We start from the raw sequence: 24,389 nt of genomic DNA, 5'->3' as shown, positions 1-24,389 counted from the left end.
CGGCGGCCCGCGGGGGCTCGTTGCGGTCCAAGCGGGGCTCCTGTCGGTCGGTTCGTGTGCCGGCGCTGTGTGCCGCCGTGTCTCGACACCTAGGAGGGGCGGGCGGGTGCGGGGGTTGCCTGCCGTGCCGGGCTCTCCTCGCCGTACGGCCGGATGGCGCATCATGGCTGTATGAAAGAGCTGGCGGGGCGGCTGGCCGCGGTGGACCCGGATGCCGGGGCCGCCGTCGCGGTCATCGCCTACTTCGACCGGCTGGCCGAGACCCGGGCCGGTCTGGAGGCGCTGGTGCGCGGGGCCGCCGTGCTCGCCGGGTGTCCGGCGCGGCTGGTCGACGAGGAGCGGCGGGTCCGGCTGCGGGTGGAGCCGGACGGACGGCGGCTGGACGCCATGGGCACGCCCGGGCCCGACTGGCCGTGCGCGCCGCTGCTGCCGGGCGGGCCGCCGGCACTGTGGCTGGAGCGGGCCGGGGCCGACGGTCCCAGTGTCGTCGACGCGGTGATCCTGGAGCGGGCCTCGGCGGCCGTACGATCCGTGCTCGACCGCACCCGGGGGCGGGCCCCGGGGCCGCCGTCGGACGACCCCGCACTGGTCGAGACGGTCCTGGACGCCGACGCCCCGCTGCCGGCCCGGCTGCACGCGGCCCGTCGGCTGGGCCTGGACACCGCCGACCCGGCGGCGCGGTTCCGGGCGGTGGCGGTGGCCGGCGGCCCGCCCCGGGTCGTGACGGACGGGCCACCCCCCGTACCGCCACCGAGGCCGTCGGCGGAACGCGCGGGCGTGGGCCCGGCCGTGGCCGTCGCCGACCTCCCCCGGTCCTGGTCGGCGGCCCGCACCGCGCTGCGGTTCACCTCCGCCGGCGGCGCACCGGAGCCGGGCGGCCCGCCCGTCGTGCGCGCCGACGAGCTGGGCGGGGTCGCGCTCCTCGCCGAACTCGTCGTACCCGGTGCGGAACCGGCGCCGGACGTCCGTGCCGTCCAGGCCGCCGCGGCGGACGCGCCCTGGATGCTGCGCACGCTGCACGCGGTCGCTTCGACGGCGAGTCTGCGGGCGGCGGCCGCCGACATCAACGTCCACCATTCCACGCTCCAGGACCGGCTGACGCACGCCGAGCATCTGCTGGGCTGGTCGGTGCGCACCCCGCAGGGCCGGTTCCGGCTGCAACTCGCCCTCACCATGCGCCACCTGATGGAAAGTCAGTAGCGGGCCGGCAGAGGGTCAGTAGACGTCCCGGACGTAACGCCGGTCCGCGGCCAGCTGCTTGACGTACACCGTCGCCTCGTCCTCGGTCAGTCCGCCGTGCACGACGGCGATGTCCTTCAGGGCCCGGTCGACGTCCTTGGCCATCCGGGAGGCGTCGCCGCAGACGTAGAAGTGGGCGCCGTCCTGGAGCCAGGACCACAGCAGCGGGCCGTGTTCGCGCATCCGGTCCTGGACGTAGACCTTGGCACGCTGGTCGCGGGAGAAGGCGGTGTCGAGGCGGCTCAGGGTGCCCTCGGCGAGCAGGGCGGTGAGCTCCTCCTCGTAGTAGAAGTCGGTGGCCCGGTGCTGTTCGCCGAAGAACAGCCAGTTGGGGGCGCGGTGGCCGCGGGCTCGGCGCTCCTCCAGGAAGCCGACGAACGGCGCCACCCCGGTGCCGGGGCCGACCATGACCATGGGGGTCGACGGGTCGGCGGGCGGGCGGAAGTGCGGGGAGCGCTGGACGTGCACCGGGACCGGTGTGCCTGGGTCGGCGTCGGCGAGGAACGGGGAGCAGACGCCCTGCCGGGACGTGCCGTGCAGGTTCTCGTAGCGGACGACGGAGACGGTGAGCGAGACCTGGTGGGGGTCGCTGAGCGGGCTGGACGAGATGGAGTACAGGCGCGGCTGCAGCCTGCCGAGGACTCCCGCCCATGCGCCGGCGTCGGCGCGGATCCCGAACTCGGTGACGACGTCGACCGCCTGCCGGCCCCAGGACCACTTGGCCAGCTCGTCCTTGTTGTCGGGGCGCAGCAGTTTCCGCAACTCACGCGGGTCACGGGTGCGTTCGGCGGCGAAGCGGAGCAGGTCCGGGGTGACGCGGGTGATGTCCAGATGGCGGGAGAGGGCTTCGGCGAGGGGGACTTCACCGACTCCGTTGATCTCCACGCCGGTTGTGGCGTCGAGGCCGGTGACGGTCAGCCATTCCGCCACCAGAGCACGGGAGTTGAGAGGACGGACGCCGAGCGCGTCGCCCGCCTCGTAGACCAGCGGGGTCTCGCTGTCCCGGCTGTCGAAGGTGAAGCGGCGGACCTCCTTGCCCGCGCCGGGCAGGCTGAGCAGCCGGTTGCCGACGAGCCGGGCGGTGACGGGGGCGGGGCGCCGTGAGGTGACCGGAGCGGGGCTGGCGGACGCGGGGCGGGCGGACGCGGGGGTGGCCGCCGCCTCGGCCCCGTCCTTGAGAGCGGTGAGCACCTGGTCGAGCCAGGCCTCCGCCTCCGTCTCGTAGTCCGGTTCGCAGTCGGAGCGCGGCGCGAGCCGGACCGCGCCGAGTTCGTCCATCCGGCTGTCCAGGCGCCGCCCGTGCCCGCAGAAGTCGTCGTAGGTGGAGTCGCCGAAGGCCAGCACGGCGTACCGGCGGCCTTCGAGGCGCCCGGCGTCGAGGGCGGCGAGGCCGTCCCAGAAGCCGGCGCCGTTGTCGGGGGCGTCGCCGTCGCCGAAGGTGCTGGTGATCAGGAGCAGGTCGGCGCCCGTGGGCAGGGCGGCCGGGTCGGCCTCGTCCATGGCGACGAGGGAGGCCGCGTGGCCGCCCGCGGTGAGGCGCTCGGCGGTGGCGGCGGCGAAGTCCTCGGCGTTGCCGGTCTGCGAGGCCCAGAGGACCACCACCTGACGGGTCGGCGACACCGGCACCGACGCCGGCGCGGTGACCGGGGCCGCGGCGGAGCGGGAGTACATGCCGGCGAGGGTGCCGTTGACCCACAGGGCGTGCTCGGGGCTGAACGGCGCGTCCGGCGGCAGCACGGGGACGCCCGGGGCGCCGACCGGGATACCGGCGAGGAAGCCGACCAGGTACTGGCGTTCGCGACCGGTGAGGACCGGCGGCGGCGCCGGGTCGAGGCCGAACACGGCCGCGGCGGAGGGCAGCACGGCCGTGGGCGCGACGACGGCGGCAGCGGGTACGACGGCGGTGGCAGCGGGTACGGCCCCGGTGACAGCGGGTACGACGGCGGCGGCCGGGGTCCGCTCGCTCCCCGGCACCTGCACGCTCACCGGCGTGGCCACCTTGGTCAGCGACACCGCGCACACCTTCAGCTCGGGCTGGAAGGACAGCGGGTCGACCGCGTCGCTGGTCACCGCGTTGACACTGAGGTACTCGCCGAACAGGTCGTTCCAGTGGAACGGCGCGAAGCAGGACCCCGGCAGCACCCGGTCCGTGACGACCGCCGGCAGGACCGCCCGGCCGCGCCGCGAGGCGACCTCCACGGAGTCGCCGTCGGCGAGCCCGAGCGCGGCCGCGTCCTCGGGGTGGACCTCGACGAACGGGCCGGGGTTGAGCTTGTTCAGCTTCGCGACCTTCGCGGTCTTGGTCAGGGTGTGCCACTGGTGCTGGAGGCGGCCGGTGTTCAGGACGAACGGGTAGTCGTCGTCCGGCATCTCGGCGGGGTCCACGTGCGGCCGGGCATGGAAGACGGCGCGTCCGGAGGCGGTGGCGAAGGTGAGGGAGCCGTCGGCGCCGACGTAGCGGACGGGGTTGCGGTCGGGGCCGTCGGCGGTGGCGGCCGGCCACTGGACGGGGGTGGCGCGCAGCCGGTCGTAGGTCACGCCTCGCAGGTCGTAACCGGTCTGCGGGTTGTGGAAGCACTTGATCTCCTCGAAGATCTCCTCCGCGCTGTCGTAGGTGAAGCCGTCCTCGAAGCCCATCGCGCGGGCGACGCCGGCGATCAGCCGCCAGTCGGCGGTGGCCTCGCCGGGCGGGTCGGCGGCGGGACGGGCGAGGGTGAGGTTGCGCTCGCTGTTGATGAGGACGCCCTCGGTCTCGGTCCACAGGGCCGCGGGCAGGACGACGTCGGCGTAGGCGTTGGTCTCGGTGTCGGTGAAGACGTCCTGGGTGACGACGAACTCGGCGGCCTCAAGACCCTCGATGACCGTCTTGCGGTTGCCGACGGAGGCGACCGGGTTGGTGCAGATGATCCAGCAGGCCTTGATCTCGCCGTCGGCCATCTTCTGGAACATCTCGACGGTGCCCTTGCCGACGCCGTCGGCGCGGATCGTGCCGGGCTCCAGCCCCCACTGCCCCTCGACGAAGGCGCGGTCGGCGTCGACGAGGACCGACCGCTGGCCGGGCAGCCCCGGTCCCATGTAGCCCATCTCCCGGCCGCCCATGGCGTTGGGCTGCCCGGTGAGGGAGAGCGGGCCGCTGCCGGGGCGGCAGATCTTCCCGGTGGCGAGGTGCAGGTTGACCAGCGCGTTGGTGTTCCAGGTGCCGTGCGTGGACTGGTTGAGGCCCATGGTCCAGCAGCTGGTCCACTCCCCTGCCTCGCCGATCAGCCGGGCGGCCGCGCGCAGGTCGGCCTCGGGGATCCCGGTGATCTCGGCGACGGCGGCGGGCGGGTAGTCGGCGAGGAACTCCGGCATCGCCTCCCAGCCCTCGGTGTACGCGGCGACGAAGTCGGGGTCGGTGTGGCCGTTCTCGTACAGCAGGTGCAGCAGGCCGTTGAGGAGGGCGAGGTCGGTGCCGGGTTTGACCTGGAGGAACAGGTCGGCCTTCGCGGCGGTGGCGGTGCGGCGCGGGTCGACGACGATCAGTTTCGCGCCCGCCTTCACCCGGTCCATCAGACGCAGGAAGAGGATGGGGTGGCAGTCGGCCATGTTGGCGCCGATGACCAGGAACACGTCCGCCTTGTCCAGGTCCTGGTACGAACCGGGCGGGCCGTCGGCGCCGAGGGAGAGCTTGTAGCCGGTGCCGGCGCTGGCCATGCACAGCCGGGAGTTGGACTCGATGTTGTTGGTGCGGAGCCAGCCCTTGGTGAGCTTGTTGGCGAGGTACTGGGCCTCCAGGCTCATCTGGCCGGAGACGTAGAGGGCGACCGCGTCCGGGCCGTGCTCGTCGACGATCGCGCGCAGCCGACGCGCGGTCTCGGCGACCGCCGCGTCCACGGCCGACGGCACCGCCTCCTCGCCCCGCTCGGGCCGCAGCAGGGCGGTGGTCAGACGGCCGGGCGCGGCGAGCATGTCGGCGGTGGTGGCGCCCTTCGTGCACAGCCTGCCGAAGTTCGCCGGGTGCTCCTTGTCGCCGGAGGCCTTCAGGACGGTACGGCGGCCGTCCGGGCCGCTGCCGATGTCGAGGACCATGCCGCAGCCGACCCCGCAGTACGAGCAGACGGTCCGCACCCTGCCGGTGTCGGTGCTGCGCGAGTCCGGCGCGGCCACGGGCGCCCCCTGTTCCTGCTGGTCAGCCTCTTCCATCCGACTCCGACCGTAGGTACGGCTGATTACGTCGGCGTCACCGCTCCTGATCAACGGGGGTTAAGGCCGCCGCACAGACCCGCTCCGTGCGCTGTGAGCGAAGCCGTCCGAGATGCCGGCCGGTACGGTCCCAGGATGCCCGGCGGATGCCACGCGCGGCCGCCCGGACCGGTCCCGGGACACCCCGCACGGCAGCCCGGACCGGTCCCGGGATGCGCCGTGCCGGGACCTGGTGCACGATGAGGGCGGCCGAGGGAGGGGGCAGGCGAGGAGGACCGGGTGGACAGGGACACCTCCTCACGACGGCCGGCCGCACCGGCTCCACCGGTCGCCCGGGGCACACCGGCATCCCCTCCGGCACCGGCACCGGCGGGCGCGCGCCCCGTCGACATCGGCTACATCGATCTGCTGCGCGGCATCGTCGAGGACGCGGCCGTCGGTTTCGCCGTCCTCGACACCGGTCTGCGCTACATCTACGTCAATCCGCACATGGCCCGGATGACGGGCCTGCCCGCCGCCGCGTACCTCGGCCGCACCCAGCGCGAGGTGCTGCCGCACATCCAGCGGCCCGACCAGGTGCTCCTCGACGTCATCCACGACGGACGGCCGCGCGAGGCCATCGTCACCGGGCGGACCTGGGTGGACTCGCCGTACCAGGTCCGGGAGTGGCGGTGCGTGTACCACCGGCTCGTGGACAGCACGGGCAAGGTCGTGGGAGTCGCCGCGGTGGGCCTGGAGATCAGTGAGCCACAGCAGTACGTCTACGAGCTGGAGCGCGCCCACCGGCGGCTGGCGCTGCTGGACGCGGCCGCGTCCCGGATCGGCACCGGCACCGATGTCGCCGGGACCTGCCGGGAGCTGGCGGAGTTCGTCGTACCGGAGCTGGCGGACGCGGCCGGGGTGGAGCTCAGTCCGCCGGACACGGCGTCGGCGCGGCGGGCGCCTACCCGGCTCGCGGCGTACGCCACCCGTCCTGGGCTGGTCACCGGCCTCGCCGCGCTCGACGCGCGCGGTGAGCTGGTCGGCTGGCCGCGGGGCACCGGGAACCGGCAGAACCTGGCGGCGGGCCGGATCTGGCAGCGCAACGCGATCACCGCGGCGCAGTGGCGGTCGCTGATCCCGCGCTGGCCGCCGGCCCGGGCGTGTCTGACCGCCCGCGTCCACTCGGTGCTCCTCGCCCCCCTGGTCTCGGACGGCCGGGTGCTCGGCATCCTGCTGCTGGCCCGGGCCGGGGACTCCGGGCCGTTCTCGAACGAGGACGCCACGGTCGCCCGCGAACTCGCCGCCCGTGCCGCCCGCGCCCTGGACCGCGCGGTCCGCTTCGAACGCGAGCACACCATGGCCCTGGAACTGCAGCGGGCGCTGCTGGCCGAGCCCGGCCAGCTGCAGCAGCACGCCGGTGTGGAGACCACCGCCCGTTACCGCCCCGCCGACGACGGCTCGATGATCGGCGGCGACTGGTACGACGTGCTGGCGCTGCCCGACGGCCGCACGATGCTCGTCATCGGCGACGTGATGGGCCACGGCGTGGACGCGGCGGTGGCGATGAGCCACTACCGTTCGACGCTGCGCGCCCTGGCCCTCGCGGGGCTGTCGCCGCGCCGCATCCTCCAGCACGCGGACCGCATGGTCGCCGACTCCGGCTTCGAGCGGGTGGCCACCTGCTTCCTCGCGCTCGGCGACTCGGACGTCGCCACGCTCACCTACGCCAGCGCCGGCCACCTGCCACCGGTCTGGCTCTCCCCGCAGGGCGAGATACAGCTGGTCCCGGTGCCGGTCGGCCCGCCGCTGGGCAGCGGGCTCGGCCGGTACGAACAGCGCGTCACCCCGGAACGCGGCGGTGTGCTGCTGCTCTACACGGACGGGCTGGTGGAGCGCCGCGGCGAGGACATCGACCGCGGCCTGGCACGGCTCACGGGACTGTCGCTGTGCCCCACCGACCCGCTCGACAAGATCCTCGACACGGTCCTCGCGCACCTCGCCACCGGGTCGGAGGACGACATCGCGCTGCTCGCGGCCCGCGCAGTGCGGAGCTGAGCGCACGCACGTACGCCGGGGCGCACGCCCGCCGCGCCTCCGGTCGCCGTGTGACACCGCCGAGGCGTGGCTCGTTCACCGCCAGGGAAACGATCAGCAGTGAGGACCGGGAATGCGGCACGAGGAGAACGGCGCGGCGACAGCCGTGGAGCAGGCGCTGCGGGAGTGGCTGTCCCGGGACGCCGGGCATCCGCTCACCGAGGTGCACCGCTGGGCGCTGCACCCGCCGGGCAAGCTGCTGCGGCCGGTGCTGCTGCTGGAGTCGGCGGCGGCCGTGGGCGGGTCGTACGAGCGGGTCATGCCCGCCGCGGTCGGGGTGGAACTGGTGCATGTGGCGAGCCTGTTGCACGACGACATCCTCGACGACGACCAGCTGCGCCGCGGCAAGCCGTCGGGGCACGCCAGGTTCGGGCAGGGCGCGGCCGTCCTGGGCGGTGACGCGCTGATGTTCGCGCTGTTCGAGCAGGTGGTGGAGTGCGGTCGGCGCGGGGTGCCGGACGCGGCCGTGCTCCGGGCCGTGGGCACGCTGGCGCGGGCCGGCCGGCGGATGGCGCAGGGGGTGGCCCGGGAGCTGGACCCGGTCCGGGCGCCGGATGCGATCGGCGGGTATCTGGAGATGGTCCGGCTGAAGACGGGCGCGCTGCTGAGTGCCTGCTGCGAGGCGGGCGCGGTGCTGGGCGGCGGCTCGCCGGGGCAGGCGCGGGCGCTGGCCGGGTACGGCGAGGCGCTCGGGGTGGCGTTCCAGATCCGCGACGACCTGCTGCCGTACGGCCCGGAGGCCGGGCGGGAGGGCAAACCCGCCGACAGCGATCTGCGCAACGACCGGCCCAGCCTGCCCCTGCTGCTGGCCGGGCCGGTCTCGAAGGATCCGGAGAAGGTGGGGCGGCTGCTGGTGGAGACGGGCGCGCTGGAGGAGTCCACGCGGCTGGCGCGGACGTATGCGGAACGGGCCCGCCGGGAGCTGGACCCGCTGCCGCAGGGCCCGCACCGGGCCGCGCTGTGCCGGACGGCCGAAGCGCTGGCACCCGGGCCGTGGCACACGGGCGATGCCCGGTGAGGACACGGCTGGCCGCCTTGGCGGTGGTGCTGCTCGCGGTCCACGAGCCCTACGAGGAGGGCGGCGCGGTGGGTGCGTGGCGCTCAGTCGTAGGTGAGGACCATCCGGAAGCGCGCGGCCCCGCTGAGCATCTTCTGGTAGGCCTCGCCCGCCTGCTCCAGCGGTACGGTCTCGATCGTCGGGCGGATCCCGTGCAGGGCGCTGAACTCCATGGTGTCCTGCACGTCCTGCGCGGTGCCGGACGGATGGCCGCGGATCTCGCGCGCGGCCCCGAGCAGCTGGAGCGGGCTGGCCCCGAGCGGCTCGGTGTCCAGGCCGATCACCACCAGCTCGCCCCGGGGGCCCAGCCCGTCCACGGCCGCCGTGATCGCCTGGGAGTTGCCCGCGGTGGCGAGCACGACCTTGGCGCCGCCGAGCGACTGGAGGGCCTCCGCGACCGGGGTCGCAGTCGTGGAGTCGACGTAGTGGTGGGCGCCGAGCTGCTTGGCGAAGTCGGCCTTCTCGGAGCCGCGGGCGACGGCCACCGTCTCGAAGCCCATGGCCACCGCGTACTTCACGCCGAGGTGGCCGAGACCGCCGAGGCCGACGACGGCGACCAGGTCACCGGGGAGCGCCGGGCTGCGCCGCAGGCCGTTGAAGGTGGTCACGCCCGCGCAGCCCATGGGGGCCGCGTCGGCCGAGGTCAGCCCGTCGGGGATGCGGGCCAGGGCGTCGACCGGCGCGATCACCTGCTCGCCGAAGCCGCCGTCGTAGGTCCAGCCGGGCGTCTTCATGTTCTCGCAGACGATGAAGTCGCCCTGGCGGCAGGGCTTGCAGTGGCCGCAGCTGCCGCCGAACCAGCCGACCGCCACCCGGTCGCCGAGCTGCCAGCCCCAGTCCTCGATGCCCTCGCCGAGCTCCTCGATCCGCCCGGCGATCTCGTGGCCGGGTACCACCGGGAACGTGACGCCCGGCAGTGCGGCGGTGACGAAGAAGACGTCGCTGTGGCAGATGCCGCAGGCCTCCACGGCGATCCGCACATGGCGGGGGCCGGGCCTCGGCACCTCCCGCTCGACGATCTCGAACGGCCCGCCCAGGGCGGGCACCTGCGCGACTCGGTAGATACTCATGCGTCTCTCCCGGAACGGGTACGACGGGTACGGTCCGAAGCCCCCTCACCCAGCACAGCAGCTCCGGGCCGATCGCGCGCGTCGAACCCCGGGCGTCAGCTCCCGACGTACTTCTGCAGCCAGGGCAGCAGCAGTGCCCGAGTGGCCTTGGTGCCGATGTTGGCGGAGGACTGGTCGTAGGCGTGCTCCAGGAACGGGAGCTCGACATAGCGGTGGGTGATGCCGGCCGCCGTCAGTTTGTCGGCGAACGCCTTGGTGTGGTCGGCGAAGACGAGGTGGTCGCGGGAGCCCTGGAGGATCAGGGCGGCGACCAGCGCGGCCCGGTTGGGCACGCCCAGCTTGCGCATGCTCGACGCGAGGCTGGACTTCACGGTCTCGGCGCCGATGCCGAGCCGCGCGGCGGCCTCCCGGTTGGTCGCGCCGAGCGCGACCTCGGCGAGGATCTCCCGCTCCCGGGCCGTCAGTACGTCGTCCACGGCCGCCGCGGCCTCGTTGGTCAGCGTCAGGACCAGGGCCTCGATCTGCCGCCGCTGCGGCCCGTCCGCCATCGAGGACGCGATCTGCACCAGTTCCGAGCAGACGCCGGCGAGCCGCCGCCGCTCCGCCACGCCGCCCGCCCCGCCGCAGCCGCCGGCCGCACGCCCTCCGGCCGCCGCCCGCAGGCGCTCCAGACGGCGGTTCAGGGCCAGGTCCTCGGCGAGGTCCCGTTCCAGGGCGCGGACGAACGTCAGGACGTCGCCGATGACGCGGTCGCCGAAGACGTGTTCATGGCGCAGTCCGCCCACGAGCACGCCCCGCGGCCCCCGGGGCACCCTGATCGGCACGGCGAAGGAGGCGCCGACCCCCTCCCGGCGTACGGCCGCGTCGTAGTCGTGGCTGATCCCCTCCGCGCTGCAGTAGTCCTGGACCAGTACCGGCCTGGTCAGCAGCATCGCCTTGCCGCCGAGTCCGGCGCCGACGGTGACCCGCAGGTTGCGCAGGCCGTCGCTGGTGGTCCCGACGAGCTGGTCGACGACGTAGTGGTCGGCGCCGGTGTCCATGAACGTGCCGACGACGAGGTCAAGCCCGGCCACCCGCCGCACGTCGTGCAGAAGCAGCGTGAACGACGACAGCTGCGCCGGGGTGAGGGCCGGTACGGTCATGTGCTGTGCCCCGCTCTCAGGCGCCCGGGACGCGGTCCAGGTCGATGTCGGTGACGGTCACCCAGTCGGGTTCCGCCACCAGCAGGGCCAGTTCTTCCTGCCCGAGGTCGACGTCCACGGCGTAACGGTAACCGGCCGACCCGGCGGCATCGATCCCGCCCCGGTCGGCGACGGGCAGGGCGAGGACGACCCGCCGGCAGTGCGGATCGGCGTCCCGGACCGCCGCCGTGAGGCTCCGCAGCAGCGCCGGGAGCAGGTGCTCCGGGCATCCGGCAGCCACCCGTAGCTCCAGGTCGCGGGCGCCGGCCGGATACGCGTTCTGCAGCCGTCCCGCGGCACACCGTTCCAGGCGTACGTCCACCGTCACCCCGTCCCGGCACAGGCGGAAGCCGGCCGCGGTGCGGCCACGGGCGGTCGGCACGGTCTCCCAGCCGGGGTGCGGGGCGAGGTCCGCCGGGACCGCGGGCACCGTGATCATCTCAGCCCTCCTCGGTCGCCAGCCGTCGGATGACGGCCTTGTCCAGCTTTCCGGAGGCGTTCCTCGGCACCGCCGGCACCAGCGTGAGCCGCCGCGGGAGTTTGTAGCGGGCCAGCCGGCCGGCCGCGTACGCGCGGACGTCCTCCAGACCGATGCTGGTGCCGGCGGCGACGGTGACCACCGCCGCGACGGACTCGCCCCACTGTTCGTCGGCCACCCCGACCACGGCGACGTCCACCACACCCGGCATGGCCGCCAGGACCCGCTCCACCTCCGCCGGGTAGACGTTCTCCCCACCGCTGATGATCATGTCCTTGAGGCGGTCGACGATGAAGAGACAGCCGTCCTCGTCGAGATAGCCGATGTCCCCGGAGTGGAACCAGCCCCCCGCGTCGAACGCGGCCGCTGTCGCCTGCGGATTGTTCCAGTAGCCCGCGGTGACGTTGGGGCCGCGCACCACGACCTCACCGGGCTCCCCCGCCTTCACGGGTTCGTTGCTGACGGCGTCCACGACCCGCACCTCCGTGTAGGGCATGGCGATCCCCGCCGACCCCAGCTTGTCCAGGGTGCGCTCGGCGGGCAGGTGGGTGGCGAAGGGCGCGGTCTCGGTCAGGCCCCACGCCTGCTGCAGCAGCACCTCGCGCCCGGCGTAGAGCTCGACCAGGGACGGCGGCACCGGTGCGCCCGCGACCACCACCGCGCGCAGCTCGCCGAGATCCCGCTCGAAGAAGCCCGGGACGCGGGCCAGTGCCGCGAACATCTGCGGGACGCCGAACATGGAGTTGACCCGGTGGGTGACCAGGTCGTCGAGGCACTCCTGCGGATCGAAGGAACGGCGTACGACGACCGTGCCGCCGCGCACGAGGGTGCGCAGGGCGAAGCTGTTGAGGGCGCCTATGTGGAAGAGCGGGGCGGCCGCGTAGGTGACGTCACCGCGGCGGGTGTCCAGGCGCAGGTCGACGTTGACGGAGTTCCACCAGGCGTTGCCGTGGGTGAGCACGACTCCCTTGGGCGTCCCGGTGGTGCCGGAGGTGAACATCAGGATCGCCGGGTCGTCGGCGTACTTCTGGGCGAGGGCGGTCGTCGGCGGCGCGGCCGCGATCAGCGGCGACCAGGGCTCCCAGCCGGCGGCGCCGGCGGCGGCCGGTACCTCGGGGTCGTCGTCCACCAGCAGGAGGCGCCGCAGCTCCGTGGCCCCGCGCACCGCTTCGACCGGGAGGCGGTGGCCCTCCTCGCAGACGATCACCTCGGCGCCGCTGCCCGCCAGGACCCGCTCCAGCTCGGGCTCGGCGAGCCGGAAGTTGACCGGGACGAAGACGGCACCCAGCCGGAACGCGGCGAGCATGGTCACCAGGAACGCCGGGCTGTTCAGGCCGAGATAGGCGACGCGGGTGCCGTCGACGACGCCGCCGCCGCCCGCCAGGACGCTCGCCAACCGGGCCGCCCTGTCGTCGAGTTCGGCGTAGGTGAGGTCGCCGCCCGGGTAGCGGACGACCACCTCGTCGGCCTGCTGGCGGGCGTGGCGGGCCACCGCCGCGGCCGGGTTGAGGTCGACCCGGAGTCCGGAGTTGCGCGGGTGGGGGCTGGACACAGTCAGCACTCCTCGTCGAGTGTCATGGGTCGGGAGTCGTCGGAGTCGTCTAAGTCGTCAGAGGTGGTCGCCGCCGGCGGCGTGCGTGAAGCCGCGGACGCCGATGCCGCCGTCGACGGAGATCGCGTGTCCGGTGATCGGGCCGCTCTGCTCGCGGGCGGCGAGCAGCACGTACGGCCCGGTGAAGTCGCGCGGGTCGGTGCTGGAGTCGTGCAGCGGGACGAGCGCCGGGGCGTCCGGCCTCTTCTTCGCGAAGGACGCGGAGATCGAGCGGTCGCCGAGCGCCAGCGCCTCGGGGCCGCGCAGGTCGGTGTTCATGCCGCCGCAGGCGACGCCGTTGACGCGGACCTTGGGCGCGAGTTCGTAGGCGAGTTCGCGCATGAGGCCGAGGCAGGCGTGCTTGCTGGCGGTGTAGAGGGGGCCGCCGCCGTTGACGTAGAAGGAGGCGTTGGAGAGGGTCATGACGATGCTGCCGCGGCTCTTCACCAGTTCCCGCCAGGCCGCCTCGGCCGCCAGCAGGCAGCCCTTGACGTTGACGGCGAAGATCTCGTCGAAGGCGGCGTCGAGTTCGGCGGCGCCGAGCCGGGTGAGCTGCCGCTGGTAGTCCCAGACACCGGCGTTGGCGACGAGGGTGTCGAGCTTGCCGAAGCGTTCGACGGTCTCGGCGACGGCGGTGTGCAGCCGCCCGGAGTCGCGTACGTCGCCGGTGACGGCGTGGATCCGGTCGGGGGCGACGGCGACGACCTTGTCCAACTGGCTCTTGTCCCGGCCGAAGACGGTGACCGAGGCGCCCTCGGCCACGAACCTCTCGGTGACCGCGCGGCCGATGCCCGCTCCCCCGCCCGTGACCAGGGCGACGTACCCGGGCAGCCAGCCCATCACCGCTCCCCGAGGTGGCCGACGACCAGCTCCTCGAACTCCGCCTGCCGTTCGAGCTGCACCCAGTGCCCGCACCGGCCGAACACGTGCAGCTGCACGTCCTGGATCTGCCGGAGCATCAGCTGGGCGCCGTCGAGCGTGATCGTGCGGTCGTCGCGGCCCCAGAGCAGCAGCGTGGGCGCCTTGATCCGGTGCAGGTCGCGCCAGAGCGGGTCCATGCCCCCGCGCTTCGCGAACGCCGCGTTGTAGCGGTGGTAGAAGGCGATGTGGCTCTCGTCCAGGGAGGCCTCGTAGCGGGCCTTCACCACGTCCGCGCCGAACTGCTGGTGGTCGTAGACCATGGTGCGGATGAACGCGGCCATCTTCTTCTCGCTGGGCCCGCCGCCGTTGTAGTAGCGGAACATCTCCTTCTGTCCCTCGGTGGGCGTCGGCCCGGACGGCAGCCAGCCGCCGCCGGGTGCCATCAGCACCAACCGGGCGACCCGCTCGGGGCGTTGCTGGGCCATGGCGATGGCAGCCGCGCCGCCGAGGCTGTTGCCGAGCAGGTGGAAGCCGTCGATGCCGAGGGAGTCGAGGGCCTGGAAGAGCGCGTCGACGGTGATCGCGGTGATCGACCGTTCGGCTAGGTCCGCGTCGGTCGGTCGGTAACTGCCGCCGAAACCGGGCTGGTCGGGCAGGACGACCCGGAAGTGCCGGGCCAACGCGGCGAGGTTCTGGTGGTAGTTGGCGACGCCGGAGGCTCCGGGGCCGCCGCCGTGCAGCATCACCAGGACCGGTCCCTCACCGGTCTCGGCGACGGCGATCTCACCGAGCGAGGTGGCCACGCGATGGTGCTTGAGTTCGGTCACGACGGTTCCCAATCGGAGGAATCAGAGGAATCACAGGAGTCAGAAGAAGGTCGAGATGTTCTTGGCCAGCAGCACGTTCTGGTCGAGGAGGACGGTCCGGCGGGCCACCCGCAGGCTGCCGTCCTCGCCTCTGCGCAGCACGTCCGTGCGGCTGCCGGCGAAGACGTTCTCCTCGCGTTCCAGGCGGTTGCGGTAGACCAGAAACGCGGAGCGCACCTGCAGGTCGTCGGCGGTGAACTCCGGGTTCTCGGCCGGGTCGTGGTGCCGCACCATCACGTTGGACACCAGGTGGCGGGTGCGGGACGGCGGGTCCTCGGCCCAGGCCATGCCCGAGTCGAACCGGCGGATGCGCCAGGCCAGGCTCTCCTTGGTCTCGTCGAAGAACGCGGCCTCGCCCCGCGCGGCCACCGCCAGCGTCTGCTGCCGGCGCAGCCGGTTGGTGCGGGTGGGCACCCAGTAGTCGAGGTCGTCGGCGAGCAGGTCGAGCCAGTCGGTGTAGCGGCCGTCGTCGAGGAGGGCGGCCTCCTCGTAGTAGAACTGCTCGACCTCGAAGTGCGTGTCGCGGTCGGCGCGTTGGGCGAGGGAGGTCACGGGGTCACCTTTCCGGGCGCAGCAGGGCGCGCAGGCTCACGTCGGGGTCCGCCAGCCGTCCGGCGTCGACCGGTGTCCGGCGGTCGATCATCCGGCGGGCGGCGCGTACGGCGGCGGAGTCGTCGACGGCGGCAGCGGCCACCACCCGTCCGTCGCGCAGGCCGAAGACCGCGAAGGACGGCTCGGCGCAGGAGCCGCGTACGACGGTCTCGGCGGCGGACGCCATGTGCCCGGCCGCCTCGATGTGGCGGCCGTGCCGGTCCGTCCAGAACCAGGGCGCCGTCGGGGCGGGTGCCGCGGTGCCGAGGAGGGTGGCGGCGGCCCGGGCGCCGTCCTGTTGCGCGGCCTCCCAGTGCTCGGCGCGGGCCTGACCCCGCGGCCGGGCCGGGTCGCCGACCGCCAGCACGGCCGGGTTGGAGGTCGCCTGTCCGGCGTCGACCAGGATGCCCCGGTCCACGTCGAGGCCGGCCCGCTCGGCGAGCCCGGTGTGCGGGACCATGCCCACGCCGACGACGACGGCGTCGTACGACCGTGATGCGGCCTTTCCGGTCAGCCGGACCTCGACGTGGCCGCCGCGGTCCGTGAACGACTCCACGGCCGCCTGGACGGTGGTGATGCCGTGCCAGGTGTGCATGTCCTGCAGCCAGGTGGCGAGTTCCGGGCCGAGCACGGCGGCCAGCGGTGTGGCCAGCGGGTCGACCAGGGTGACCTCGCAGCCCAGGCGTACGGCGGTCGAGGCGGTCTCCGCGCCGATCAGGCCGGCGCCGACGACGAGGATGCGGGCGCCTGATGTCAGTGCGGGGCGCAGCCGGTCGGCGTCCTCGACGGTGCGCAGGACGTGCACGCGCTCGCCGTCGATGCCGGGGATCGGCGGGCGGGCCGCGCTGCCGCCGGTGGCGAGGACGACCCGGTCGGCGGGCAGCATGGTGCCGTCGGAGAGTTCGAGCTTGCCCTCGGCCGGGCGCAGCGCGGTGACCGTGGTGCGGTTGACCAGCCGGACGCGCTGATCGTCGTACCAGGACGGCTGCTGGAGGGCGAGCTGCCGTGCGGGCCTGGTCCCGGCGAGGTAGTCCTTCGACAGCGGCGGCCGGTCGTAGGGGAACTCACCGGCGTCGACGAGGGTGATCTCGCCGTCGAAGCCCTGGGAGCGCAGGGCGGCGGCGGTGCTGACGCCGGCGATGCCGCCGCCGACGACGACCACGTTCACGGCGCCTCCCCGGGGAAGAGCCAGACCTCGCCGTCGCGGACCTCGACCCGGTGCGGGCAGGTGTTCCTGGTCGCGGGCAGCCCCTGGACCTCGCCGTTCTTCAGACAGAACCTGCTGGCGTGCAGCGGGCATTCGACATAGCCGTCCTCGACCCAGCCGTCGGCCAGTGAGGCGTCCTCGTGGGTGCAGGTGTCGTCCAGGGCGTACACGGTGTCGTCGGTGTCGCGCAGCAGGGCGATGTCGTCGGCCGTGCCGGTGATCTCCTTGGCGACGGCGAGGCCTTCGCCCTGGGGGATGTCGTCGAGGGCCGCGACCCGGATGCCGTTGCTCATGCCTTGCTCTCCTCGTGCTCCTCGTGCCCCTCGTGCCAGGCAGGGGTGTTCATCAGCTCGCGCCAGCGGCCGTAGAAGGCGCGGCCCGCGGCGTCGCTGTACAGCTCGCTGGTCAGACCGGGATGGCGGCCGTCGTGGCGTTCGCTGCCCATGCCCATCTGGTAGTTGAGGGCGACGCCGTTGGTGATGAAGCCGTGTGCGATCGCCTGCACCTCGCTCCAGTTCTCGCCGTCGTCCTGCTCGAAGATCCCGCTGGGCCCGAACGTCCGCAGGTTGTAGAGGCGTTGGGCCTCCCGGACCTCCTCGGGCATGGACTTGTCGACGATCGTCCAGGCCCATACCTCCATCCGGTCCGGGCCCTTGGGGTGCCAGACCCGGACGGAGCCGTTGACGGGGAGGTAGGAGAAGTTCGGGAAGACGGTCGCGTGTCCGTTGGTCAGCGGTCCCTCCACCCGCGCCGCGCCGAGGCGTTCGCGCAGGGCGTCGTAGTCGGTCCACTTGTGCACGGTCTGCGCGTCGAACCGGTTCCTGGGATGGACCGGGAAGCCGGCGCCGTGGCCGTTCGGGTCCGCGTACTGGCGGCCGGTGCGGTGTACGACCTCGTCCTTGGGCTTGCGGCCGGCCGGTGCGAGCAGCATGAGTGCCGAGGCGTGGCTCATGTTCACGTGGTACCAGTCGGTGGCGAACTGCTCGGCCGCCAGTTTCCAGTTGCCTTCGAGCACCCACTTGTGGACCCCGCCGACGACGACCGTGCCCTCGCCGTCGTGGTCGAGCATGGCGTCCATGTACCAGGCCATGTCGCCGAGCGACTCGCGCAGCGGGACCGGGTCGGAGTTCCAGGTGCCGAAGACCAGCCCGCGATAGGTCTCCACGTGCGGGACCTCCACCAGGCCCCAGTCGGCCGGCGCGAACTCACCGGGATAGCCGTCCCGGTTGGGGACGCTCACCAGCGAGCCGTCCAGGTTGTAGGACCAGCCGTGGTACGTGCAGGTGAAGTTGCGGGTGGTGCCGGAGTCGGCGCGGCAGACGCGGGCGCCCCGGTGCCGGCAGGAGTTGAGGTAGGCGCGGATCCGCCGGTCGCGGTCCAGGGTGACGATGACCGGATCCTCGCCCATGTACGTGGTGAAGAAGTCGCCGGGCCGGTGGAACTGGTCGGTGTGCGCGAGGAACAGCCAGCTCGGCGCGAAGACCCTGCGCAACTCCTGCCGGTACAGCTCCCCGTCGGTGAAGACCATGCGGTCCAGCAGACCGCCCTCGGTGTCGACGAGCCCGGAGACGTCGATGTTCCGTGCCAGGTCCGCGGGGCGCCTGAGCGCCCCGCGCGGTGCCGCCGTGGCAGCGCCCTTGGGTTCGTTCGTCGAGGTCATGGCCTCAGCGAACAGCAGCAGGTCGGACGGGTGCCATCGGCCGTTCCGTACGACGGCACGCGGGCTGTCGGCGGCCCGGGGCGGCGGGAGAGCGTGCTCCCATGCTTGCCGCAACCGCCGTCTCCCAGAGCGCGTCCGACCCGTTGGCCGGTCTCGTCGTCGGAGACGTTCCCGAGCCCGGGCCGCGCCCCGGCTGGTCGACCGTCCGTGTGATGTCGTCGTCGCTGAACATGCACGACCTGTGGACCCTGCGCGGGGTGGGCCATCCACCGGAACGGCTGCCGGTCGTCCTCGGCTGTGACGCGGCGGGGTACGACGAGGACGGCAACGAGGTCCTCGTCCATCCGGTGATCGCCGACGCGGACGCCGGTCTGGGCGACGAGACGCTGGACCCGGGGCGGGCGCTGCTGTCGGAGCAGCACGACGGCGCCTTCGCCGAGTACCTCTCCGTCCCCGCCCGCAATCTGATCCCCAAGCCGGCGTGGCTCACCTTCGACGAGGCCGCCTGTCTGCCGGTCGCCTGGGGTACCGCGTACCGGATGCTCTTCACCCGGGCCGGGATCCGGGCGGGCGACCGGGTGCTGGTGCAGGGCGCCGGGGGCGGGGTCGCCTCGGCCGCGATCAAGCTCGCGGTGGCCGCCGGGGCGGTCGTCTACGCCACCAGCCGCAGCGCTCAGAAGCGGGCGCAGGCCGAGTCCTGGGGCGCGCGCCGGGCCGTGGCGACCGGTGAACGGCTGCCCGAGCGGGTGGACGTGGTGGTCGAGACGGTCGGCGAGGCGACCTGGTCGCACTCGCTGAAGTCGCTGCGCCCCGGCGGCACGGTCGTCATCGCCGGGGCGACCAGCGGCACCAACCCGCCCGCCGACCTCGGCCGGGTCTTCTACCTCCAGCAGCGCATCCTCGGCTCGACCGGCTGCACCCGGGCCGAACTGGTCGCCCTGCTGAAGCTGATGGACGCCACCGGTCTGCGTCCGGTCATCGACCGCACCCTGCCCCTGGCCGAGATCCACAAGGGGTTCCAGCTCATGATCGACGGGCGGCTGACCGGCAAGCTCGTCGTCCACCCCCAGCCCCGCCCCCAGGGAGAACCATCGTGAACGCCGCCGCCGTCGGGCTGTCCCACTCCCCCCTGATCGGCAGGAACGACCCCGCGCCCGAGGTCCTCGCCGCCGTGGCCGAAGCGGTCGAGGGGGCCCGTTCCTTCGTCCGCGCCTACGACCCCGAACTGGTCGTCCTGTACGCCCCGGACCACTACAACGGCTTCTTCTACAGGGAGATGCCGCCGTTCTGCCTGGCCACCGCGGCGCACGCCGTCGGTGACTTCGGGTCGGCGGCCGGTCCGCTGTCGGTCGACACGGAGGCGGCCGGGGCGCTGGCACGCGGGGTCCTCGACCGTGGCGTGGACCTGACCGTCTCGGCGCGGATGACGGTCGACCACGGTTTCGTCCAGCCGCTGGAGGTGCTGTTCGGCGGCATCGACAAGGTGCCGGTCGTGCCGGTCTTCGTCAACGGGGTCGCGACTCCGCTCGGCCCGGTCGGCCGGATCCGCGCGCTGGGCACGGCCGTCGGGCAGGCCGCGGCCGGACTCGACCGCCGGGTGCTGTTCCTCGGCTCCGGCGGGCTCTCCCACGACCCGCCCGTCCCGGTCCTGGACGGTGCTCCGCCCCGGGTCGCGGACGCCCTGATCGAGGGACACCCGCCGACGCCCGAGCAGCGGGCCCGGGGCGAGGAGCGGGTGGTGCAGGCGGGCCGGGAGTACGCGGCCGGCTCGACGCGAATGATCCCCATCAACCCCGCCTGGGACAACCAGGTCCTGGACGTGTTCGAAAGCGGACGGCTGGCGGACGTCGACTCCTGGACCGTGGAGTGGATGGGCGCCGAGGGCGGCGGCTCGGCCCACGAGGTCCGCACCTGGATCGCCGCGTTCGCGTCCCTCGCCGCCACCGGTGACTACCGGATGACCTCCCGCTTCTACGCGCCGATCCCGGAGTGGATAGCGGGCTTCGCGGTCGCCACGGCGGAGCGCGCCTGAGTCACGGGCGCGGCAGGTCCCCGGGTCACGGGCGTTGCAGCCGGCCCGTCCGCTGCTGCGCCAGGGAGGCCGCCGCCGCGACCCGGCGTACGTCGGCGCCGAGCCGCCGGGTGTCGATCCGGCCGCGCCGCCCGGCGATGGAGAGCGCGGCCACGGCCCGCCCCGACCGGCCCAGGACGGGCGCGGCGACGCAGCTCAGCCCGAGCTGGCTCTCCTCGTCGTCGTAGGCGATGCCGGTCCGGCGGATGCGGTCCAGTTCCGCGGAGAGTGCCGCCGGGTCGGCGATGGTCCGGGCGGTGAAGCGGTGCAGCGGCCCGGCGATCGCCTGGGCGGCCGCCTCGGCGTCGTAGGCGAGCATGACCTTGCCCACGGCGGTGGCGTGCGCGGGGAGCCGGCCGCCGATGCGGGACGGGACCGGCTCCGGGCGGTGACCGTGGAGTTTGCCGAGGTAAACCACGTCGGTGCCGTGCAGGACGGCGAGGTGGGCGGTGTGCCGGGTGAGCTCGTAGAGGTCGGTCAGGTACGGCAGGAGCAGGTCGCGCAGGCTCTCGTGGCCGGCCGCGTACACGGAGCGGCCCAGCTGGTGGAGGCGCTCGCCGAGCCGGTAGTCCGTGCCGACCCGTTCCACGACGCCGTTGCGCTCCAGCATGCCCAGCACCCGGTGCGCGGTCGACTTGCTCAGCTGGGCCCGCCGGGCCAGCTCGCTGACGCCGACACCGCTGCTCGCCCTGTCACCGAAGGCGACCAGCAGGCTGATGGCCTTGTCGACGGCGGCCCGGTCGTCACGGGCCTGGGAGGCGAGGGAGGCGGTGGTCATGGCGGTTCACCTCAGCTGCGAGGGGGTCCGGTGTCATTTTCAGTAGACCGTCCGGAAACTTTTACGTGACAAGCATGGCCAGACCGCCAGCCGTCCGTCAACAATGACGGGATGCACATTAAAAGTGACGACCTGGCCCATGAGAACGAGCTGGTGGCCCGCAACGTCCGCCGGTTCCGGCTCGAACGTGCCATGTCACTGGGCGAACTGGCCCGCCGTTCCGGTCTCTCGAAGCAGACGCTGTCGAAGATCGAGCAGGGCTCGGGCAACCCGACCGTGGAGACGCTCTCGCTGCTCGGCGCGGCCCTGGACGTGCCGGCCCGCCGGCTGCTCACCGAGTGGGGCACGCCGGTCTACGTCCAGCGCCACGACGAGGGCCAGTGGGCGGACGCGGGCAACTGGTCGGAGCGGCTGCTCGACGAGGTGTACGGCTCGGGATACGTGCGGACCCTGGTGCTGCGCCTTGAGCGCAGCGGCAGGCAGCCCGAGCCCGTCGTCCCGCACGCGGCCGGCACGCTCCACCACATCTATGTGATCACCGGCAAGCTGCGCACCGGCCCGGTCACCGAACCGGTCGACCTGGCGGCAGGGGACTTCGCCCGGTTCCCCGGGGACATCCCCCACCGCCATGTCTGCCTCAGCGAGCGCGTGGTCGCCCACATGGTCACCACGCTGCCTCAGGTACGGCAGATCAGCCCCACGGTGCTGCAGGGCGGGCCCGGCGCCTGATCAGGAGGTGATGCCGTTGTACTGGTCCCAGGTGTAGGCGAGGTCCGGCGAGGAGGGCTTGCCGGACCAGTTGAAGTAGTCCCAGACGAGTTCGGCGGGGTTGGTGGCGAGGTAGCCCCGGCCGGGCAGGTCGTTCGAGTCGTCCCAGGCCCAGGGCGGGTTGGCCGCGTCGGTGTCGCACGCGCCGTTGGCCGGGCCGAGGACCCCGCCGGCGCCGCACTTGGCTCCGTAGGGGTTGGAGCTGTCGTCGCCCGCGAAGTTGTTCGGCGTCGCGAAGAGCGTGGTGAGGGTGCGGTTCGCCCACATGCCGTTCGCGGCGAAGACGTCGGTCAGGGTGTACTGCACGTCACGGTCGTTGGAGCCGGACGGCACCTCGGCGGTGGAGCCGGGGTAGTAGACGATGCCGTCGCCGCTCGCGTACTGGCTGCGCTCCTGGGACAGGTAGCCCTCGGCCCACGCGGCATGGGTGTTGGGCTGCTGGGTCGTGAACGGGCGGCCGTGGCCGTCGTCGTGCGGGTCGCCCTGCAGTTTGAGCGTGCCGTCGACGGTCTCCTGCCCGCTGGTGAAGTCGCTGCCGGAGGGCACCCAGGAGTAGAAGTTGCTGTGCGCGACCGTGATGGCGGCCTTCAACTGCCCATGTGCGGAGCCGTCGTTGGCGACGACGACCAGGACGCCCTCGGCGTCGTTCTCGTGCTCGGTGAGGTCCTCCTGGTAGTTGTCGAGGACCCCGTCCGACCAGTCGCGCGGGTGGAAGTACGTGTACAGCAGGTAGGAGAAGGACGGGGTCTGGACGACCGAGTAGTAGACGTGCGCCGCGAGCGGGAACTGGCTGGTGTTCTCCCAGTTGTTGCGGCCGTTGAGGTCGCCGTCGTAGTCGTAGGACGTGATGTAGTCGGACTTGCCGCCGAGGGCGGTCTCGCCGGTGGAGTCGACGTCCTGGAAGTTGACCGGGGCCCACCACTGGGCGAGGGCGGCTCGGTCGCTGGCGGCGTCCGCGCTGGCGGGGGTCGGCTGGGTGAGGCCGGCACCGCAGACGGCGGCGAGGGCGGCCGTCACGGCGAGGGATCTGCGTCGGGTCAGAGGCACACGGAAACGGTGGGTGCGGGGGGTTGCCACGGTTCCTCCGGGGGCGGCGAAAGGAACCGGCACGTCGGTGAAGTCGACGTGCCGGTAAGGGAGTTGGCGTGTGTTCCGAATGGTGCGGGTGATGCCGGGCGTACCATACAGCGCGGCGCGGGCGGCCCGGCAGGGCTCAGCAGGTGATGGTGCCCCTGCGTAGCGCGTGACCGTTGTCGTTGCTGTCGTCGGACCACCACACGGGCTTGCTGCCGCCGCTGCACGCGTCGGAGCCGGAGACGGCGAAGCCCTCGTTGTTGAAGTTGTCCATGCCGGACGGGCGGTTGTAGACGGCGGTGGCGGCGAAGACGCCGGAGGTGTTGATCTGCATGGTGCGGTGCTGGCCCGAGCAGGTGTCGTCGCAGACCACCCAGAGACGGGACGCCTGCGGCTCCCACTGCAGCTCCATGACACCGGCCATGCCGCTGCTGACGGACGCGACGCGGGTGAAGGTGCCGCCGTCGTTGAGGACGTAGCCGTAGATCATGCCGGTGCCCTCGACACCGACGAAGAACACCCCGCCGGTGTGCGAGCCGTAGTTCGCCGGGTTGTAGGCGGCACCGGTCGAGGCGTCCTTGAACCCGGCGGCGGTCAGAGCGGCGTCGGGGACCCAGGTGATGCCCTCCAGGCCGAGGTTGGAGCCCACCGACGGCAGGTCGGAGGTCAGGTTCCACTCGGTGGAGGCGGTGATGGTGGTGGCGGTGCCGCTCACGTCGTACTTGAGGACGGAGAGCCGGCTGGTGCCGGACGAGTCCGCGTTGCGCTCACTCGACACGTACACGCCGCCGCTGGAACCGGAGCCGGTCAGGGTGACGCCCTCGTCGTCGGGCGTGCCCGAACCGCCGGGGAACTTGAGCGTCTTGCCGGAGGTCCAGCCGCCTGTGGTGTCGGCCTTCCAGGCGGTGGAGCCGTTGGGCACCAGCCGCCACAGCTTGCCGCTGTTCTGTGCCGCCCACAGCACGCTCCCCTCCTGGTAGAGGCCGCTCAGGTCGGAGCCGAAGGCGTTCTTGGTGTCGGCGGTGGCGATCGAGCTGCCGCCCGGCCATGCGGTCGCCGAAATGCCGCCGGAGCCGCAGTCGTTGGCGGCGCCGAGGGTCAGCACGGCCGAGCCGAAGGCACCGGTGCCGTCGGGGCAGCGCGACCATGAGGGGTCGGAGTGCTGGGTCCAGCCGAAGCTGTCCACCAGGGTGGTGCCGTCCGCGAGGTAGAGGCGCGCCTCGTCGTCGGAGCCCAGGCCGAAGGAGTTGTGCACGTCGAAGGCGACGAATCCGCCGGGCGCAAGGGTGGTCCCGGAGGCTATCGCGTACTTCGAGCTGTCGTTGTCGTCCCTGAGGATCCAGTCGGAGAGGTCCACCGTGGCGGTGCCCTTGTTGTAGAGCTCCACGGAGTCGTTGACGTCCCCGGTGGTCACCACCTCGTTGATCCGGATGTCGTCGGCCGCCGCCGCGTGGGCGGGGGACGCCGTCAGGGCGCCGACGGCGAGCGTCGGTCCGGCGACGGCGACGAGCAGAACACGGAGGCTGCGGCGCCACCGGCGAACGCGTGATTCGGTCACCAAGTCCGTCCTGGGGTTTCGTTGTGACAGGCCGCCAGGACCTTTCCGGCGCGGCTGGAACGGCCGCCTTCGCGCAGGTGA

20 protein-coding genes are annotated in these 24,389 nt (G+C 73.0%); 6 read left to right on the top strand and 14 right to left on the bottom strand.

From position 1 onward, the window contains the following. Positions 1-171 precede the first annotated feature (171 nt). Positions 172-1,200 (top strand): helix-turn-helix domain-containing protein, encoded by a 1,029-nt coding sequence (locus tag SSP29_RS42010; protein ID WP_089106219.1) that lies wholly within the window; start codon positions 172-174, stop codon positions 1,198-1,200. A 15-nt stretch (positions 1,201-1,215) separates the two neighbouring features. Here the strand turns inward: SSP29_RS42010 and SSP29_RS42005 are convergent, their stop codons facing one another. Further along, entirely contained in the window at positions 1,216-5,307 is a 4,092-nt protein-coding gene (locus SSP29_RS42005; protein WP_438363841.1) for a bifunctional nitrate reductase/sulfite reductase flavoprotein subunit alpha, read from the bottom strand. Positions 5,308-5,700: 393 nt separating this feature from the next. Here SSP29_RS42005 and SSP29_RS42000 point away from each other — a divergent pair, with 393 nt between their 5' ends. Together SSP29_RS42000 and SSP29_RS41995 are read left to right on the top strand one after the other, a co-directional pair. Then, positions 5,701-7,458 (top strand): SpoIIE family protein phosphatase, encoded by a 1,758-nt coding sequence (locus tag SSP29_RS42000; RefSeq protein ID WP_089106217.1) that lies wholly within the window; start codon positions 5,701-5,703, stop codon positions 7,456-7,458. Positions 7,459-7,570: 112 nt separating this feature from the next. Then, on the top strand, positions 7,571-8,515 hold the full coding sequence (locus SSP29_RS41995) for a polyprenyl synthetase family protein (RefSeq protein WP_089106216.1): 945 nt from the start codon (positions 7,571-7,573) through the stop codon (positions 8,513-8,515). A gap of 83 nt (positions 8,516-8,598) precedes the next feature. Here the strand turns inward: SSP29_RS41995 and SSP29_RS41990 are convergent, their stop codons facing one another. From SSP29_RS41990 to SSP29_RS41945, 10 genes are all read right to left on the bottom strand, one after another. After that, the gene (locus SSP29_RS41990) at positions 8,599-9,624 is read right to left on the bottom strand and encodes an alcohol dehydrogenase (RefSeq protein ID WP_089106215.1); all 1,026 of its coding nucleotides are present in this window, start codon (positions 9,622-9,624) and stop codon (positions 8,599-8,601) included. Positions 9,625-9,719: 95 nt separating this feature from the next. Continuing rightward, the gene (locus SSP29_RS41985; RefSeq protein ID WP_089106214.1) at positions 9,720-10,766 is read right to left on the bottom strand and encodes a helix-turn-helix domain-containing protein; all 1,047 of its coding nucleotides are present in this window, start codon (positions 10,764-10,766) and stop codon (positions 9,720-9,722) included. A gap of 16 nt (positions 10,767-10,782) precedes the next feature. Further along, positions 10,783-11,244, bottom strand: coding sequence for a hypothetical protein (locus SSP29_RS41980; protein WP_089106213.1), 462 nt, complete (start codon positions 11,242-11,244; stop codon positions 10,783-10,785). A gap of 1 nt (position 11,245) precedes the next feature. Then, on the bottom strand, positions 11,246-12,835 hold the full coding sequence (locus SSP29_RS41975) for an AMP-binding protein (RefSeq protein WP_089106212.1): 1,590 nt from the start codon (positions 12,833-12,835) through the stop codon (positions 11,246-11,248). 57 nt (positions 12,836-12,892) lie between these two features. Next, positions 12,893-13,714, bottom strand: a complete 822-nt coding sequence (gene hcaB, locus SSP29_RS41970; protein WP_089106211.1) for a 3-(cis-5,6-dihydroxycyclohexa-1,3-dien-1-yl)propanoate dehydrogenase — start codon at positions 13,712-13,714, stop codon at positions 12,893-12,895. Further along, entirely contained in the window at positions 13,714-14,562 is an 849-nt protein-coding gene (locus SSP29_RS41965) for an alpha/beta fold hydrolase (protein WP_150135966.1), read from the bottom strand. Before SSP29_RS41965 ends, hcaB begins: the two co-directional genes overlap by 1 nt. Positions 14,563-14,601: 39 nt before the next feature. Then, positions 14,602-15,153, bottom strand: coding sequence for an aromatic-ring-hydroxylating dioxygenase subunit beta (locus SSP29_RS41960; RefSeq protein WP_089106209.1), 552 nt, complete (start codon positions 15,151-15,153; stop codon positions 14,602-14,604). Between the two features lie 4 nt (positions 15,154-15,157). Further along, complete coding sequence (locus SSP29_RS41955) at positions 15,158-16,360, bottom strand: NAD(P)/FAD-dependent oxidoreductase (RefSeq protein WP_089106208.1); 1,203 nt, start codon at positions 16,358-16,360, stop codon at positions 15,158-15,160. Further along, complete coding sequence (locus SSP29_RS41950) at positions 16,357-16,692, bottom strand: non-heme iron oxygenase ferredoxin subunit (RefSeq protein ID WP_089106207.1); 336 nt, start codon at positions 16,690-16,692, stop codon at positions 16,357-16,359. Before SSP29_RS41950 ends, SSP29_RS41955 begins: the two co-directional genes overlap by 4 nt. Further along, positions 16,689-18,059 (bottom strand): aromatic ring-hydroxylating dioxygenase subunit alpha, encoded by a 1,371-nt coding sequence (locus SSP29_RS41945; RefSeq protein ID WP_089106206.1) that lies wholly within the window; start codon positions 18,057-18,059, stop codon positions 16,689-16,691. Before SSP29_RS41945 ends, SSP29_RS41950 begins: the two co-directional genes overlap by 4 nt. A gap of 101 nt (positions 18,060-18,160) precedes the next feature. Between SSP29_RS41945 and SSP29_RS41940 the strand changes: the two genes are divergently transcribed. Together SSP29_RS41940 and SSP29_RS41935 are read left to right on the top strand one after the other, a co-directional pair. Continuing rightward, positions 18,161-19,156 carry a zinc-binding dehydrogenase gene (locus tag SSP29_RS41940; protein ID WP_089106205.1) on the top strand — a complete coding sequence of 332 codons (996 nt, stop codon included), beginning with the start codon at positions 18,161-18,163 and terminating at the stop codon, positions 19,154-19,156. Beyond that, positions 19,153-20,091 carry a 3-carboxyethylcatechol 2,3-dioxygenase gene (locus tag SSP29_RS41935; RefSeq protein ID WP_167450131.1) on the top strand — a complete coding sequence of 313 codons (939 nt, stop codon included), beginning with the start codon at positions 19,153-19,155 and terminating at the stop codon, positions 20,089-20,091. The genes SSP29_RS41940 and SSP29_RS41935 overlap by 4 nt, the downstream gene beginning before the upstream one ends. Before the next feature lie 25 nt (positions 20,092-20,116). On the opposite strand, the gene SSP29_RS41930 is transcribed toward SSP29_RS41935, so the two are convergent. Further along, positions 20,117-20,908, bottom strand: a complete 792-nt coding sequence (locus SSP29_RS41930) for an IclR family transcriptional regulator (RefSeq protein ID WP_089106203.1) — start codon at positions 20,906-20,908, stop codon at positions 20,117-20,119. A 111-nt stretch (positions 20,909-21,019) separates the two neighbouring features. On the opposite strand from SSP29_RS41930, the gene SSP29_RS41925 reads away from it, so the two are divergent. Next, entirely contained in the window at positions 21,020-21,637 is a 618-nt protein-coding gene (locus SSP29_RS41925; protein ID WP_089106202.1) for a helix-turn-helix domain-containing protein, read from the top strand. On the opposite strand, the gene SSP29_RS41920 is transcribed toward SSP29_RS41925, so the two are convergent. Both SSP29_RS41920 and SSP29_RS41915 read right to left on the bottom strand, forming a co-directional pair. Further along, entirely contained in the window at positions 21,638-22,723 is a 1,086-nt protein-coding gene (locus SSP29_RS41920; protein ID WP_089106201.1) for a hypothetical protein, read from the bottom strand. Positions 22,724-22,889: 166 nt separating this feature from the next. Beyond that, positions 22,890-24,308 carry a lamin tail domain-containing protein gene (locus SSP29_RS41915; RefSeq protein ID WP_245883506.1) on the bottom strand — a complete coding sequence of 473 codons (1,419 nt, stop codon included), beginning with the start codon at positions 24,306-24,308 and terminating at the stop codon, positions 22,890-22,892. Positions 24,309-24,389: the final 81 nt, after the last annotated feature.

The sequence above is a fragment of the Streptomyces hyaluromycini genome, from assembly GCF_002217755.1.
Taxonomy (GTDB): Bacteria; Actinomycetota; Actinomycetes; order Streptomycetales; family Streptomycetaceae; genus Streptomyces; species Streptomyces hyaluromycini.
This window is presented reverse-complemented; position numbering and strand designations above follow the sequence as displayed.